This window comes from Microbacterium shimangi (assembly GCF_043556445.1).
Classification (GTDB): domain Bacteria; phylum Actinomycetota; class Actinomycetes; order Actinomycetales; family Microbacteriaceae; genus Microbacterium.
The window spans coordinates 25,503-38,759 of sequence record NZ_JBIGII010000006.1 but is presented as its reverse complement, the minus strand read 5'-3'; the positions used below and the strand labels follow the sequence as shown (position 1 = coordinate 38,759).

At 69.0% G+C, this 13,257-nt stretch carries 11 protein-coding genes; 2 read left to right on the top strand and 9 right to left on the bottom strand.

Annotation, left to right across the window (positions count from 1 at the left end):
• Window positions 1-7: 7 nt before the first annotated feature.
• From ACFXQA_RS13080 to ACFXQA_RS13040, 9 genes are read right to left on the bottom strand one after another with little or no spacing between them, the layout of a single operon-like run.
• The gene (locus tag ACFXQA_RS13080) at window positions 8-1,420 is read right to left on the bottom strand and encodes an amidase family protein (protein WP_394520311.1); all 1,413 of its coding nucleotides are present in this window, start codon (window positions 1,418-1,420) and stop codon (window positions 8-10) included.
• Window positions 1,417-2,937 (bottom strand): GMC family oxidoreductase, encoded by a 1,521-nt coding sequence (locus ACFXQA_RS13075; RefSeq protein WP_394520310.1) that lies wholly within the window; start codon window positions 2,935-2,937, stop codon window positions 1,417-1,419. The genes ACFXQA_RS13080 and ACFXQA_RS13075 overlap by 4 nt, the downstream gene beginning before the upstream one ends.
• Window positions 2,934-3,587 (bottom strand): cysteine hydrolase family protein, encoded by a 654-nt coding sequence (locus tag ACFXQA_RS13070; RefSeq protein WP_394520309.1) that lies wholly within the window; start codon window positions 3,585-3,587, stop codon window positions 2,934-2,936. Before ACFXQA_RS13070 ends, ACFXQA_RS13075 begins: the two co-directional genes overlap by 4 nt.
• A complete protein-coding gene (locus tag ACFXQA_RS13065; protein WP_394520308.1) occupies window positions 3,584-4,600 on the bottom strand; it encodes a phosphotriesterase family protein in 1,017 nt (338 codons plus the stop codon). The genes ACFXQA_RS13070 and ACFXQA_RS13065 overlap by 4 nt, the downstream gene beginning before the upstream one ends.
• 3 nt (window positions 4,601-4,603) lie before the next feature.
• On the bottom strand, window positions 4,604-5,617 hold the full coding sequence (locus tag ACFXQA_RS13060) for a phosphotriesterase family protein (protein WP_394520307.1): 1,014 nt from the start codon (window positions 5,615-5,617) through the stop codon (window positions 4,604-4,606).
• Between the two features lie 26 nt (window positions 5,618-5,643).
• A complete protein-coding gene (locus ACFXQA_RS13055; protein ID WP_394520306.1) occupies window positions 5,644-7,101 on the bottom strand; it encodes an aldehyde dehydrogenase family protein in 1,458 nt (485 codons plus the stop codon).
• Between the two features lie 24 nt (window positions 7,102-7,125).
• The gene (locus tag ACFXQA_RS13050; RefSeq protein ID WP_394520305.1) at window positions 7,126-8,655 is read right to left on the bottom strand and encodes a glutamine synthetase family protein; all 1,530 of its coding nucleotides are present in this window, start codon (window positions 8,653-8,655) and stop codon (window positions 7,126-7,128) included.
• Window positions 8,648-9,985, bottom strand: coding sequence for a Rieske 2Fe-2S domain-containing protein (locus tag ACFXQA_RS13045; RefSeq protein WP_394520304.1), 1,338 nt, complete (start codon window positions 9,983-9,985; stop codon window positions 8,648-8,650). The genes ACFXQA_RS13050 and ACFXQA_RS13045 overlap by 8 nt, the downstream gene beginning before the upstream one ends.
• A gap of 41 nt (window positions 9,986-10,026) precedes the next feature.
• Complete coding sequence (locus tag ACFXQA_RS13040; protein WP_394520303.1) at window positions 10,027-10,971, bottom strand: PDR/VanB family oxidoreductase; 945 nt, start codon at window positions 10,969-10,971, stop codon at window positions 10,027-10,029.
• Window positions 10,972-11,112: 141 nt separating this feature from the next.
• Here ACFXQA_RS13040 and ACFXQA_RS13035 point away from each other — a divergent pair, with 141 nt between their 5' ends.
• Both ACFXQA_RS13035 and ACFXQA_RS13030 read left to right on the top strand, forming a co-directional pair.
• Window positions 11,113-11,826 (top strand): GntR family transcriptional regulator, encoded by a 714-nt coding sequence (locus tag ACFXQA_RS13035; RefSeq protein WP_394520302.1) that lies wholly within the window; start codon window positions 11,113-11,115, stop codon window positions 11,824-11,826.
• 81 nt (window positions 11,827-11,907) lie between these two features.
• Window positions 11,908-13,257, top strand: a complete 1,350-nt coding sequence (locus ACFXQA_RS13030; protein WP_394520301.1) for an HNH endonuclease signature motif containing protein — start codon at window positions 11,908-11,910, stop codon at window positions 13,255-13,257.

The following is a 13,257-nucleotide window of genomic DNA, read 5'->3' as shown; positions in this document are numbered from 1 at the left end:
CGTTCGATCACAGGCCGGGGCGCCTCGCCATCACGTCTCCGACGGCGCTCTCCCACGTCAGAGCGAATTCGAGCAGAGGCCGGTCACCGCGGTACGGGCCGACGAACTGCACGCCGATCGGCAGCCCTCCCCGCGAGAACGTCATCGGCATCGACAGAGCGGGCATGGCGGTCGCGGTGATGCGGCTGCACGAGCGCTGCCACGTGTAATACCTGTCCATGGCGACGCCGTCGATCTCGGTGGGGTACTCCCACTCGATCGGAAACGGAAGCACCTGGGAGGTGGGCGCGAGGAGCATGTCGTACTCCCCGAAGAGCGCCTGCAGGCGGCGGAACAGCTGCGTCCGGGCGCCGGCGGCGCGGTTCAGCAGCGGGGCATCGATGGCACCCGCCCACGAGACGTCGTCGCGAACGGTCTGCTTAACGAGATCGGGATGCTGCACAGCATCCTCACCGTGCCCGTCGAGGAACTCCAGCGACCGGAACGTCTCGAAGACCAGGTCGGCCTCCGACAGGTCGAGGTCGACCTCGACGACCTCGGCGCCGAGCGCTTCGGCCAGGCGGGCGGCGGCGGCGGTCGCCTCGCGGACTTCGGGGTCGAGCGGGAGCCCGCCGAGGTCGGGCGAGTAGGCGATGCGCGCCCCCTGGAACGAACGCGGCGCGATCGAGAGGAAGAGCGAGGGGTCCTCATCGATCGACAGCGGCGCCCGCGGCTCGGGGCCGGAGATCACCGACAGGAACAGCGCGGTGTCGGCGACGTCACGAGTGAGACCGCCGAGCACCGAACCCGGATCCCACGCGTTTCCGGGGCGGGCAGACGCCACACGCCCGGCCGTCGGTCGAAGCCCCACGAGGTTGCCGAACGACGCAGGATTTCGGATGCTGCCGCCGAGATCCGATCCGTCGGCGAAGGGCAGCATGCCGGTCGTGACCGCCGCAGCGGCTCCCCCGCTACTGCCGCCGGCGCTCCGCGACAGGTCGAAGGGGTTGCGCGTCGCGCCGAACACCTCGTTGAAGGTGTGGGAACCGGCTCCGAACTCCGGCGTGTTCGTCTTACCGACGAAGACGACGCCCGCCGCGCGCAGCCGAGACGAGATGACGCTGTCGTTCGCCGCGACCCGGCCGGCGTAGATGCGCGATCCGTGACTCGTGGGGAGCCCTTCGACGTCCATGAGGTCTTTGACCGCGATCGGCAGGCCGTGCATCGGGCCGCGGATGACGCCACGGGCGAGCTCGCGATCGCGGTCGCGGGCCGTCTCGAGCGCGATCTCCGGCTGGTACGAGACGATCGCGTTGACGGTCGGGTTGATCGCGTCGATGCGACCGAGGTGCGCGGCGACGACCTCCTCCGACGACAACCGTCGCGTGCGGATCGCGGCGGCGAGCTCCCTGGCACTGAGGGTCGTGATGTCGTCGGTCATGGCGTCGCCTCCTCGAGCATCATCCGCGCGACGTTCTCACCGACCACGATCGTCGGCATCGCCGTCGTCGCGCGCGGGATGCGCGGCATGATCGACGCGTCGGCGACGCGCAGACCCTCGATCCCGTGCACGCGGGCTCGCGCGTCGACCACCGCCAACGGGTCACCGGCGACGCCCATACGGCAGCTGCCCACGGGGTGCCAGTAGTTGTCGGGATGACGGTAGAGGTGAGCCGTGAGCGCCTGGCGCGTGAAGGTCGAGGGTCCGGGGTGGATCTCTGCACCGACGAGCCCGGCCATGGCGGGCGACGCAGCCAGCTCCCGGAGGATGCCCGCACCCTCGGCGAGCATCGCCGCATCGATGCCCTCGGGGTCGGAGAGGAAGCGGTGGTCGATCCACGGCTTCGCCTCGGGATCGGCGCTCGTGACGCGCACGAAGCCGCGCGAGCGCGGCAGCAGCGCCGAGGTACCGACGCTCCACCGCTTCTCGTCACCGCGGTGCGTCGGACTGTAGGGCAGGAAGTGCAGGTCGAACGCCTCGGTCTCGAAACGCGAGGCCGCCTTGCCCATCGCCTGCTCGTCGGGGGTCCAGCCGGCCTCGCGTGCGGCACGCATTTCGCTCGTCATGCGATCGGAGCCGGCGAAACTCATCAGCAGAAAGGGCTGATCGTGCAGGTTCTCGCCGACACCCGGCAGGTGATGCACGAGCGGGAGGTCGAGGGGCGCGAGGTGCGCGAACGCCCCGATCCCCGACCGCTGGAGGATCGTCGGAGAGTTGTAGGCACCGCCCGCGAGCACGACGGTACCCGCCCGGACGACGACGACCTCGCCGCGATGGCGCACCACGACACCGGTCGCGACCCCGCGGTCGACCACGACGCGATCGACGAGCGCATCGCCGACGATGCGGAGGTTCGGCAGCGACCGCACAGGATCGAGGTACGCGAAGGCGGCGTTGACCCGCACGCCGTCCTGGATGTTCATCGCCTCGGGCGCGAAGCCGGCGGCCTCGTCGAGGTCGTTCAGAGTCGACAGCCGCGGCATGCCGACCGTCGGTGCGGCGTCGTACCAGGTGTGCTGCCAAGGTGTCAGCTCGATCGCGGTGAACTGCCGCACCCGCATGCGGCGCATACCCTCTTCGAACAGCGGCACGAGATCGTCGGCAGCCCAGCCGTCGAGGCCCGCCTCGGCCCAGGCGTCGTAATCACGACGGTGGCCCCAGGTCTGCGTGCAGCCGTTGACGTCGGAGCTGCCGCCGATCGCCCGGGCGCGCTCGAACCCGACGGTCCACGGGTAGGTGTCGCCCGAGTCGTATCCCCAGTCGTGCGAGCGGCCCAGCCGGGTCGCGTCGACGAAGTCGGCGGGCCATGAGGGGTCGCCCTCGGGTCCGAAGTCGGGTCCGGCTTCGAGCAGCAGCACGTCGTGCCCCGACTCCGCCAGTCGTGCGGCCACCACGCTGCCGGCGGTTCCGCCGCCGACGACGATGTACTCGGCGGCTTCGGGCAGCATCGCCGTCATCGGCTCAGAGCCGGCTCCGCGCCGGCCCGCGCTGCGAAGAAAGCCAACACGTCGGCCGTGTCGACGAGGGCATCGCGCTGGAGGTACTCGATCGCCTCGAGAGACGCGGTGTGAGCGCGTTCGCTCGACCCGCCCACGGCGTCTCGGATGACGCGAACGCGGTAGTCGTGCTGATGAGCGTCGACGAACGTGTAGTGGATGCAGACGTCGGTGAGCCCGCCGATGAGAATCAGGGTCTCGGCCTTGTAGGCCTTCAGGACGATCTCGAGTTCGGTGCCGAAGAACGCGGAGTAACGGCGTTTGCGCACGACGAACTCCTCCGGTCGCGGCTCCAGCCAGGCGGCGAGCTCGGTCCCGTCGTCGCCTTCGATGCAGTGCGGACCCTCCACGCCGTCGAGCTCGCGACCGATGTCGACGAGGGATGCTTTGTGCACCTCCTGGATGAACACGACGGGCACCCCGGCGTCGCGGGCTGCGTCGACCAGCGCTCGCTGGCGCGGCCCCCGCTCCGCACGGCCGCCCATGATCGGGATTCCGCCTTCGCCCGGCGCGGACTGTCCCGAGCCGCCCTGGATGTCGACGACGACGAGCACGGGTTGCCCGATGACGTGCGCGCGCTCGGGAGCGTTCGATGCGAGAGGGGTGGTCATGGTCGCTCCAGGAGTCGTCTCGGGGTGTGGATGAGGATCTGATCCGCCGCCGCGGGATCGCCGGCGATGTCGGCGATCGCGGGGCCGATACGTCGGAAGAGGTGATCGTAGCCGTTGCCCCCGTTGCGGCGGAGGTTGGCCTGGGCCCAGACGTCTTGCGCGATGACGAGCTGCGAGCCGTATCCCTCGGAGAGGAGCCACTCGACCATGTCGAGACGCTCCCCGTCGGTGGGGTTGCGGAGCTTCGGGCTGCCGTACGCGAAGTCGGATCCGAACGTGTCGTAGGCGAGCACCGCCCCGGCCTGCGCGATCTCACGGTGGTAGCCCGGGTCCCAGAACTCGTCGAGGTGGCCGATGATCACGCGGTCGGGGCTCAGCCCCTCGTCGAGGATGGCCTCGAGCACGGCCGTGCCGCCCTTCCCGCGGAAAGACTGGTGAGTGTAGACCGCGGCCCCCGTCTCGACACCGGCGCGTGCGGCCGCGCGAACGACACGCCATTCGGCGTCGGTCACCGGCCAGCTCGTGCCGATCTCGCCGAGAAGGGCGGGACGGATGCCGGTGTCGCCGATCCCGTCGGTCAGCTCGACGATCAACCTCGCGGCGAGATCGTCGATCGACGCCGTCTTGACGTCGTCGGCCATCGTGTCCTCGACGTAGAACCCCGACCCGACCATGACGTGAACGCCGGATCGGCGCGAGATTTCGGGCAGTTCGGCCAGTCGGCGCCCCATGCCGTCGAGTGTCAGCTCGACGACTCCCGAACCCCCCGCGGTGCGGACGTGAGCGAGCTCGGCCGCGGCGACCTCGGGGTCGTGGAGCACGATGTTCTCGGGGATCGAGAGGAAGTTCCACCGCAGGTGGGCCATGAGCTCCGGGCCCATCGGGACCCCCTCGGGGGGCAGCTCTTTCGGCGGCTTCGCCCAGATGCGCAGGTCGCTGAGAAGGTGCTCGTGCATCGACGTCGGGCCGAGGTCTGTCGGGGCGATGGGGCCGAGAACGGTGTGGATGGGCATCTTCTACTCCCCGAAGACGGCGCGACGAGGGTTGTCGCGATGGATGGCGTCGAGCGTTTCGGCGGCGATGCCCGACTCGACGGCGAGCGCGCGGAATTCGTCGAAGAGAAAGGTGTATCCCGGCCCACCGAGCGCCCGCATGTGCGAGCGCTGACAGACGTCGTGCGAGAGCAGGACGCTGCCGGCGTAGCCCGCGTCGATGATCTGCTTCAGGTAGGCGAGGCGGCGATCGATCTGCGGACGCACGAGGAAGCCTCCGACCCGGCAGGTCATGAGGCAGTCGAACTCCACGAATGCTCCGCGCCGTGCGATCTCGAGCGAATAGTCGACGCTCTTGACCGTATCGGCGTGGCCGATGACGACGCGTGAGGGGTCCACTCCCTCCTCCACGAGGATCTCGAGCTGCGCGAGCCCGGTCGGGAAGGAGGCCGCGTGCGTCGACACCATCGCGCCGGTTTCGCGACTGGCTCGCCCGGCGGCGCGGAACGATCGCTCCTCCACGGCGCTGATGTGCGAGAGGTCCGAAGCGATCTCGCCGATGATCCCGGCCCGCACCCCCGTGCCCGGGATCTCGTCGAGCAGGTCGGCGATGAGGTAATCGGCGATGGTGTTCGTCGAGTTGCGGTCGAACCACCGCCTATCCAGATACGCCTCGTAGTAGTGGCCCGTGCCCAGGATCACCTGCACCCCGGTGCGCTCCGACATCTCCTTCGTCGCGAGGACGTTCGCGATCGACCGCGACCCGGTGTCGGAGTTCTGCTGCATCACCCGGAGGTCGTCGCTCCACCCGATGGGCGCGGCATAGTCGCTGAGCTCGCCATTGGTCATGTCGATCAGCGTCGTTCCGCCCGCGGCGGCGAACAACGCGAGCTCACCGGCTGCCTCGTCGGCGACATTGAGGTAGCCGTCCTGCGGAGTCGTGTGGGTCATGTTGATGTAGACGTGCTCGTGCGGGAGCGTGACGCCGAGGCCCGTGGGCCCGATCGGCCCTGTGACCGTGTGCACCGTGTCGACCACGAATGCCCCTCTCCGCCTTTCGGCTTCTAGATCGCGATGACGACGCTCTTCGGCTCGCAGAAGCCGAGGAGTCCCTCGTCGCCCAGGTCTCGGCCGAGGCCCGACTCCCCCACCCCACCGAAGGGCAAGGCCGGGTCGAAGACGTTGTAGGTGTTGATCCACACCGTGCCGGCCGAGATGGCGGCGGCCATGCGATGTGCGCGCGAGAGGTCCCTCGTCCAGACGCCCGCCGCGAGGCCGTACCGCGTGTCGTTGGCGATGCGCACCGCATCCGCCTCGTCGTCGAACGGGATGATTCCCACGACGGGTCCGAAGATCTCTTCTCGAGCGATGGTCATGTCGTTGGTGACGCCTGCGAACAGGGCCGGCTCGACGTAGAACCCCGGCTCGCGTGTGCCGCCGCCCGCGACGAGGGTCGCGCCCTCTTCGACGCCCTTGCGGATGTAGCCGAGCACGCGCTCGCGCTGCTCCTCTGACACCAGAGGACCCACGGTGATGCCGCCGTCGAGACCGTCGCCGACGGGGACTCGGCGGACGGCCGCCGCGAGCCGCTCGGTCATCTCGTCGAGGATGGAGCGCTGCACGAGGAGGCGGCTGCCCGCCGTGCACATCTGGCCCGAGTGACCGAAGGAGGCCCGCATGGCGGTGAGCACCGCTGCGTCGAGATCGGCGTCCTCGAACACGATGTTGGGGCTCTTCCCGCCGAGCTCGAGCGTCACGCGGGTGAAGTCGTCCGCCGCGGCGTGCGCGATGATCCGACCGACTTCGGTCGAGCCGGTGAAGCTGATCTTCGCGATATCGGGGTGCGTCGAGAGGGCCGCGCCCACCGCTCCGTCGCCCGTGAGCACGCTCACTACGCCGTCGGGCACCCCTGCGCGCTGCAGGATCTCGGCGAGACGCAGCAGGGTGAGGGGTGTGTCTTCGGCGGGTTTGGCGATCACCGGGCACCCCGCGGCGAGCGCCGGCGCGAGCTTGAAGGCGGCCGTCATGATCGGGAAGTTCCAGGGCAGGATGATCGCCACTGGTCCGACCGGCTCGAGCACCGTGTAGACGTGGTGACCGCCCCCGTCGATGGGAATGACGGTGCCGCCCAGGCGCGACGGCGCCCCGGCGAAATGCCGGAACGTGCGGGCGGCGCTCGCGGTGTCGGCGCGCGAACGCTCGATCGGCTTGCCGTTGTCGCGCGTCTCGAGGATCGCGAGGTCTTCGAGGTCGGCCTCGATGAGATCGGCGACGCGGTTCAGGATGCGGGCACGGTCGAGCGGTGCCACGCCCCGCCACCGACGATCGGCGTGCGCGGCGACGGCGGCGGCCACCGCCCTGTCGACGTCGGCGACGGTCGCGTCGGCGACGGTCGTGAGCACCTCTTGGGTGGCGGGATCGACGACGTCTCGCAAGACCCGATCACCCGCCGCGACCGGCTCACCCGCGAGGACGAAGGGGGTGTACGACGGCAGAGCGCCGACGCGGGATCTGATGCTCATGTGATGCTCTCTCTTCGTGCGGGATCAGAAGATCCCGAAGTACTCGCGCTGCTCCCAGTCGGAGACGTGACGCAGGTAACGATCGAATTCGGCGCGCTTGATGGTGACGTACCACTGGACGACGGCCGACCCGAGCGCCGTCCGGAATGCCGTGTCGGCAGCGAGCGCGATGACCGCGTCGCCGAGCGAGGCCGGAAGCGGCGGGGCATCCGCGCCGTAGGGGTCGGTGGTGGGGGCCGGCGGCTCGAGTCCGCGTTCCATGCCGTCCATTCCGCTGATCAGTTGCGACGCGATGTAGAGGTAGGGGTTCGCCGCCGGCTCGCCCGACCTGTTCTCGAGCCGAGTCGCGGGGTCACCGACCCCGCCCACCGCACGGATCATGGCGCCCTTGTTGTCGATCCCCCACGCGACCCGATCCGGTGCGAGCGAGTACGGCTGGTAGCGCTTGTAGCCGTTGACGGTCGGGGTGGTGAACGCCGCAGCAGCGGGTGCGTGCGCGAGGAGCCCCGCGAGGTACGACGACGCGACCGCGCTGAGGGTCTGACCGCCGTCGTCGGGGATGAACGCGGGCGCGCCCGTGGCGAGGTCGTAGAGCGATTGGTGCAGATGCCACCCGGTCGACGCGCCCTCGGCACCCTGCGGACGCGACATGAAGGTGGCGTGGTACCCGAGGCTGCGCGCCACTCGCCGCACCGCCATGCGGCACAGGATGATCGCATCGGCGATGCGCGCAGCATCCCCCGCCTCCATCGTGATCTCGAACTGGCTGTGCCCGAACTCGAGTTCGATCGATCGCAGCGGCAGGTCGAGGAGGGTGAGGCTGCGGTAGAGCGCGTCGACGAGCGGTTGCATCGCGTCGAGCGATTCTTCGTGCAGCAGTTGGGCGCCGCGCGTGGTCGGCGCCGAGGCGAGAGCTGCTCCTGGGCGGCCGGGGGCGGCCACGTGATGCGGGGAGAGCTCCTCGTCGGAGAGTCGGAAGACATGGAATTCGAGCTCCGCGCCCACGGTCATGCCGTAGCCCCGCGAGGCGAGCGTCGCCAGCTCCGTCCGCAGGATCGACCGCGTACAGAACGGCACCGGGGCCCCGTCGGGGAAGCGGAGGTCGCACAGGATCCACGCCGTGTTCTCGGTCCAGGGCAGCACACGGAACGTCTCGGGGTCGGGCACGAGCACGATGTCGCCCGCGCCGCTGAAACCGTCGACGCCCACTCCCGTATCGGAGGAGAAGACCGAGAACACCGACTGGCCGGATGTGTCCTTCAGCAGCAGCGAGCTCGGCACGGTGAGTCCGGAGCGCATGACCCCGGCGATCCCGGCGCGCGTGATCGTCTTGCCGCGGAGGATCCCGTGCTGGTCGACGAACGAGAAACGCACCATCTCGATGCCGATCTCGTCCATGACCCGGCGCATTTGGCCGGCCGCCGCATATTGGGTCTCCGACCAGAGGTCGTGGCGGGCGATGAAGCCGTCGCGTTCGCCGGCGAGCATGGGGCGAGCCGACACGCCTCCGCCGTTCTCGGAGACGGGTCGCTCGTCGACGTTGCGCTCACGCATCAACGGTCGCCTCCGCCGTCGCGTGCGGGCCCGCCCACGGCGACGCGGCGCGTCGTTCGTCTTCGCGCTCGATCCAGCGCGTCTGCCAGGTGTCGTTCGCCGCGATCGTATCCATGGCGAGAGGGCCGGTCAGCGCAGCGGCGTCCGCCTCGCTGATGGGGTGCGAGGGAGTCTGCCCGCCCGCCGCGAACGCCTCGATCGCGCGCAGCAGCAAGCGTCGATTGGCGCTGACCGCCCGGTCGGAGATGCCGAGGCGCTCCACCGTGCGATCTTGGATCGCGCCCATGCTTTCAACGGCCCACTGGTCGTGCACGTTGATGTCGAGGCCCATCCCCGTGTAGGTGACCTCTTTCTGCTCCTGGGGATCGAACCCCCAGTTGTTGCTGCGGTTCCGCAGCGGCCGGTAGTCGGGCAGGCTCACCCCGTCGAGGCGCTGTTGCAGCAGCGTGTCTTTGTCGGTGGTCTCGGCGAAGTCGTACCAGATCATGTACCAGTAAGAGGTCACGTCGTCGATCGGCACGTGCCACTGGGTGAAGACCTTCGAGTTGCCGAACGGCACGACGAAGGCGTTCGGGAACATGAGGTTCGTCACCCGCACGTGCTTGATGTCTTCGGTGAGCTGACGGAGGGCGTACACCCGGAGTCCGTGCTCGGCGCTCTCCACCTCGATGTCGGGGCGGTAGCTCTCGCCCACGAGGATCGAGAGCTTCTTGCCGGTGCCCTCCACCTCTTCGGCGAACTGCTGACCGTACATCTCGCGGGGGTCCTCCTCGATGAAGCGGTGCAGGAACGACACGTGGCTCGGGTCGATGCCGCCCTCGAGGCCCTGAAGCCAGTTGCACTCCCAGAGGCCCTTGAACGCGAAGGTGTACTCCTCGGGGGCGACGAAGCAGTCGTAGTGCGGGAACGGGGGCGGGTCACCGGCCCCCATGTAGGTGAAGATGATGCCGTTGCGCTCGACGCAGGGGTAGTTGGCGATCCGCACCTTGCCGAGGAACTGGCTGTGGTCGGGTTCGGCGGGCTGCTCGACGCAGCGACCTTCGCCGTTGTAGAGCCACCCGTGATAGAGGCAGCGGATGCCGTCTTCCTCGAGGCGTCCGTAAGAGAGGTCGACGCCGCGATGAGCGCAGTAGCGGCTGATCAAGCCCCATCCCTCGCGCTTCTTGAAGAGCACGAGGTCTTCGCTCATGATGCGCACCTGCTTGACCGGTCGCTCGCCGGGCATCTCCGAGACGAGGGCCGCGGGCTGCCAGTAGGAGCGCAGCAGGTTGCCGAGCGGCGTGCCAGGACCCGACCGGGTGATCTTCTCGTTGTCTTCCTGCTTGAGCATGCGGTGCGCTCCTTCAGTGCGAATCGGTCGGGGGTTGATTGCTAGGCGTCGAGCACGAGCAGGGGGCAGGCGGCACGAGAGACGCAGACCATCAGGCAGTCGCCGCGCGTCTTCTCCTGCGCCGTGAGAACGAAGTCGCGATGCTCGGGTTCACCGTCGAGCACGCGGGTCTCGCAGCTGCCGCAGATGCCCTCCTCGCAGTCGGAGAGCACCTCGACACCGGCGCCGCGCATGACCTCGAGGATCGACTCGCCGGGGGTGACGTCGAGCTCGAGCCCGCTGCGGTCGAGACGGATGCGGAATGGGCCGCCCGGCTCGTACTCGACCTCGGGCGCCGAGAAATACTCGAGCCGGAGACGCGTCTCGGCGTCGGGCACTGCTTCGGCGAGGGCCGACAGCATCCGCTCCGGTCCGCACGCGTAGACGAGAGCGGCGGGGGATGCCGCGACCTCGACGATCAGGTCGGCTCGGGTGCCCTCGTCTCGGGCGATGACGGTGACGTCGCCGCCCAGGGCGTCGAGCTCTTCGAGGAAAGGCATGCGGGTGCGGGAGCCGCCGAGGTAGAGCAGCCGCCACCGCACCCCGGCCGCCTGCGCCCGGCGCACCATCGGCAGGAGCGGAGTGATCCCGATGCCGCCGGCGATGAAGAGGTACTCCGGCGCCGGCTCGAGAGCGAAGTGGTTCTTGGGCTCGCGGAGGACCACCTCGTCGCCCGGGCGCAGCCGTTCGTGGATGGCACGGGAGCCCCCGCGACTCTCGCTCTCGCGCAGCACGGCGATCCGGTAGCGCGGGGCCGAAGGGTCGCCGCAGAGGGAGTACTGCCGCACCGGTGCGCCGGGGAGGAGGAGATCGATGTGGGCGCCGGGCGTCCACGACGGCAGAGCACCGGAGAGTGGCTCCAGCTCGACCGACAGCACTCCCTCGGCCTCGCGAACGAGCCCGCGCACTCGGACGTGGATGTCCGAGATCTCTGGCTGGGGAGACATATGTGGATCCTAACATGACGTGTATGGATCCAATATGACGCATCTGGGCGCCGAGCGCGGATGTTCTGGGTCCACGAGGGCGGGTTCTGCTACCGTTCCCCAGGTGCCGCAGCCCTTCTGCGCCGGGGAGGAATCACGTTCATGGACGGTGAGACGATCCAGGCGTCGTCGGCGCACGCACTGGTCGACGAGATCGCCGCGAAGATCCGCGCCCGCATCATGAGCGGCGACATTCCCATCGGTGCGCAATTGCGACAGGCAGAGCTCGCGAGCGACTTCGGCGTCAGCCGCACGCCCGTCCGTGAAGCGCTGCGGCAGCTGCAGACCGGTGGCCTGATCGACGTGGTCCCCAACCGCGGCGCCGTGGTGCGCGTCCCCGCACCGTGGGAGGTGCGCGAGGCCTACGAGGTGCGCGCCGAGCTCGAAGCCCTCGCCGCCGCGCGCGCGGTGAGCCGAATCTCGCACGCCGACCTCGACCGCCTCCGGGCGGCGAACCAGGACATGTACGACCGTTCGGTCGGAGCCGACGGCGCGGGCGAGACGCGCGCGCTCGACAGCCGCCAAGAGAACGACATCTTCCACAACACGATCGCGATGGCCTCGGCGAATGCCCGCCTCGGTCGGGCGATCGATGAGATCAACGAGACGTTCCCCAGAAACGTGTCGGCGCAGTTGCTCGTCAACGACGATCGTCACCGCGAAGAGAACTACCAGGAGCACCTCCGCATCCTCGAGGCCCTCGAGGCGGGCGATGCCGAAGCCGCCAGCGCGCAGATGCGCGCTCACGTCCTCGGCGCCGGCGAGCAACTCGCCCGGTGGTACGAGCGCCGCAGCTCCACCGTCTATACGGGCTGACGGGGCGTTCGGAGTCCGCCGAGTTTCTACAGGGCGTTCAGTTTCCGTTCGGGTGTCGTACGTATGTTCTAAACTGGAGCCATGCTCGAGAACGACGACACCCCTGCTGACGGTGAGGCGCGGCATGATGCCGACGCCTCGGTGTCGGAGCGGGATGAGTGGTTCGACGCGGGCGGCGCCAACGCCCCGGCGGGTGAGCGGGATGCTTTGGATGATGTGTTGGATGTGTCGACGTTGATGTCGACGTTCGCTGCGCAACGGTTTCGGCGGGTTGAGCGGTTACGTCGTGACGCGATGGTCGAAGCCGACCGGTCTCGGGGTGCGACGACGGAGATCGTCTGGCGGTCCCTGCGGTTGGAGCTCGCGGCGGCGTTGCAGGTGACGGAGAACACGGCGGAGCGGATGCTGGTCACCGCCGACGGTCTCGTGAACCGGTACCCCACGATGCTCGACGCGTTGTCTCATGCCCGCACCACGGAACGGCACGCCGAAGCGTTCGTGGAACTCGTCGACACGGTGGAACCGGAGTTGCGCGAGAAGGTTGTTCCGGCCGCGGTCGAGCTGGCGGTGACTCACGCGGTGGGGACGTTCCGGCGTGAGTTGCGGAGACTGGTGGACACGGTCCGGGCAGCGACGGTGGCTGAGCGTCATGCGGAGGCGGTGCGGAAGCGGCGGGTAGTGGTGGAACCGGGCGAAGACGGTATGGGCTGGCTCGGTGTGCACGCTTCCATGGTGAAGATCACCGCGATCCATAACCGTGCCACCGCGACCGCGAAGATCTTGGCCACCCGAGACGGCGAAGAACGCACGGTCGACGAGTTGCGCGCTGACGTCGTCGTCGATCTCCTCGTCGATGGGGACGTGCCCACGCATCCGGGGGCGGCGCGGGGAATCCGTGCGACCGTCGCCGTCACGGTGCCGGTGTTGTCTCTCCTGGACGATGAGCACGCGGGGACGGAGCCGGCGGTGGTGGAGGGGGTGGGGCCGATCCCGATCGCCGAGGCCCGGGAGTTGTGTGGGGGTGCGGAGGGGTGGATGCGGGTCCTCATCCACCCCGAAACCGGGATGGTTCTGTCGGTGGGCCGGGATCTGTACCGTCCCCCGAAACCGTTGCAACGGTTGGTGCGGTGGCGAGCAGAAAGGTGTTCGGGTCCCGGGTGCGCGATCCCCGCCGCGAGATGCCAGATCGATCATCAGATCGCGTGGGAGGACGGCGGCAGAACCGAACTCACGAACCTGACTCCGTTGTGTGTGGGGCATCACACGGTCAAGCATCACGGCGGGTGGCGAGTGACCCAGGTGGAAGGCAGTGGTGGTGTCATCGAGTGGCTGTCCCCGGGCGGGAGGCGGTTCCTCGTGCAACCGGAACGCACAGTCCCGATGTTCCGACCCGCGCCCGACCCCACCTACCGCGGAGACGCACCCTTCTAA

Bases quoted from the DNA above. Each gene is read 5' to 3' on its own strand.
- ACFXQA_RS13080 (WP_394520311.1), bottom strand. From the start codon at position 1,420: ATGACCGACGACATCACGACCCTCAGTGCCAGGGAGCTCGCCGCCGCG.
- ACFXQA_RS13075 (WP_394520310.1), bottom strand. From the start codon at position 2,937: ATGACGGCGATGCTGCCCGAAGCCGCCGAGTACATCGTCGTCGGCGGC.
- ACFXQA_RS13070 (WP_394520309.1), bottom strand. From the start codon at position 3,587: ATGACCACCCCTCTCGCATCGAACGCTCCCGAGCGCGCGCACGTCATC.
- ACFXQA_RS13065 (WP_394520308.1), bottom strand. From the start codon at position 4,600: ATGCCCATCCACACCGTTCTCGGCCCCATCGCCCCGACAGACCTCGGC.
- ACFXQA_RS13055 (WP_394520306.1), bottom strand. From the start codon at position 7,101: ATGAGCATCAGATCCCGCGTCGGCGCTCTGCCGTCGTACACCCCCTTC.
- ACFXQA_RS13050 (WP_394520305.1), bottom strand. From the start codon at position 8,655: ATGCGTGAGCGCAACGTCGACGAGCGACCCGTCTCCGAGAACGGCGGA.
- ACFXQA_RS13045 (WP_394520304.1), bottom strand. From the start codon at position 9,985: ATGCTCAAGCAGGAAGACAACGAGAAGATCACCCGGTCGGGTCCTGGC.
- ACFXQA_RS13040 (WP_394520303.1), bottom strand. From the start codon at position 10,971: ATGTCTCCCCAGCCAGAGATCTCGGACATCCACGTCCGAGTGCGCGGG.
- ACFXQA_RS13035 (WP_394520302.1), top strand. From the start codon at position 11,113: ATGGACGGTGAGACGATCCAGGCGTCGTCGGCGCACGCACTGGTCGAC.
- ACFXQA_RS13030 (WP_394520301.1), top strand. From the start codon at position 11,908: ATGCTCGAGAACGACGACACCCCTGCTGACGGTGAGGCGCGGCATGAT.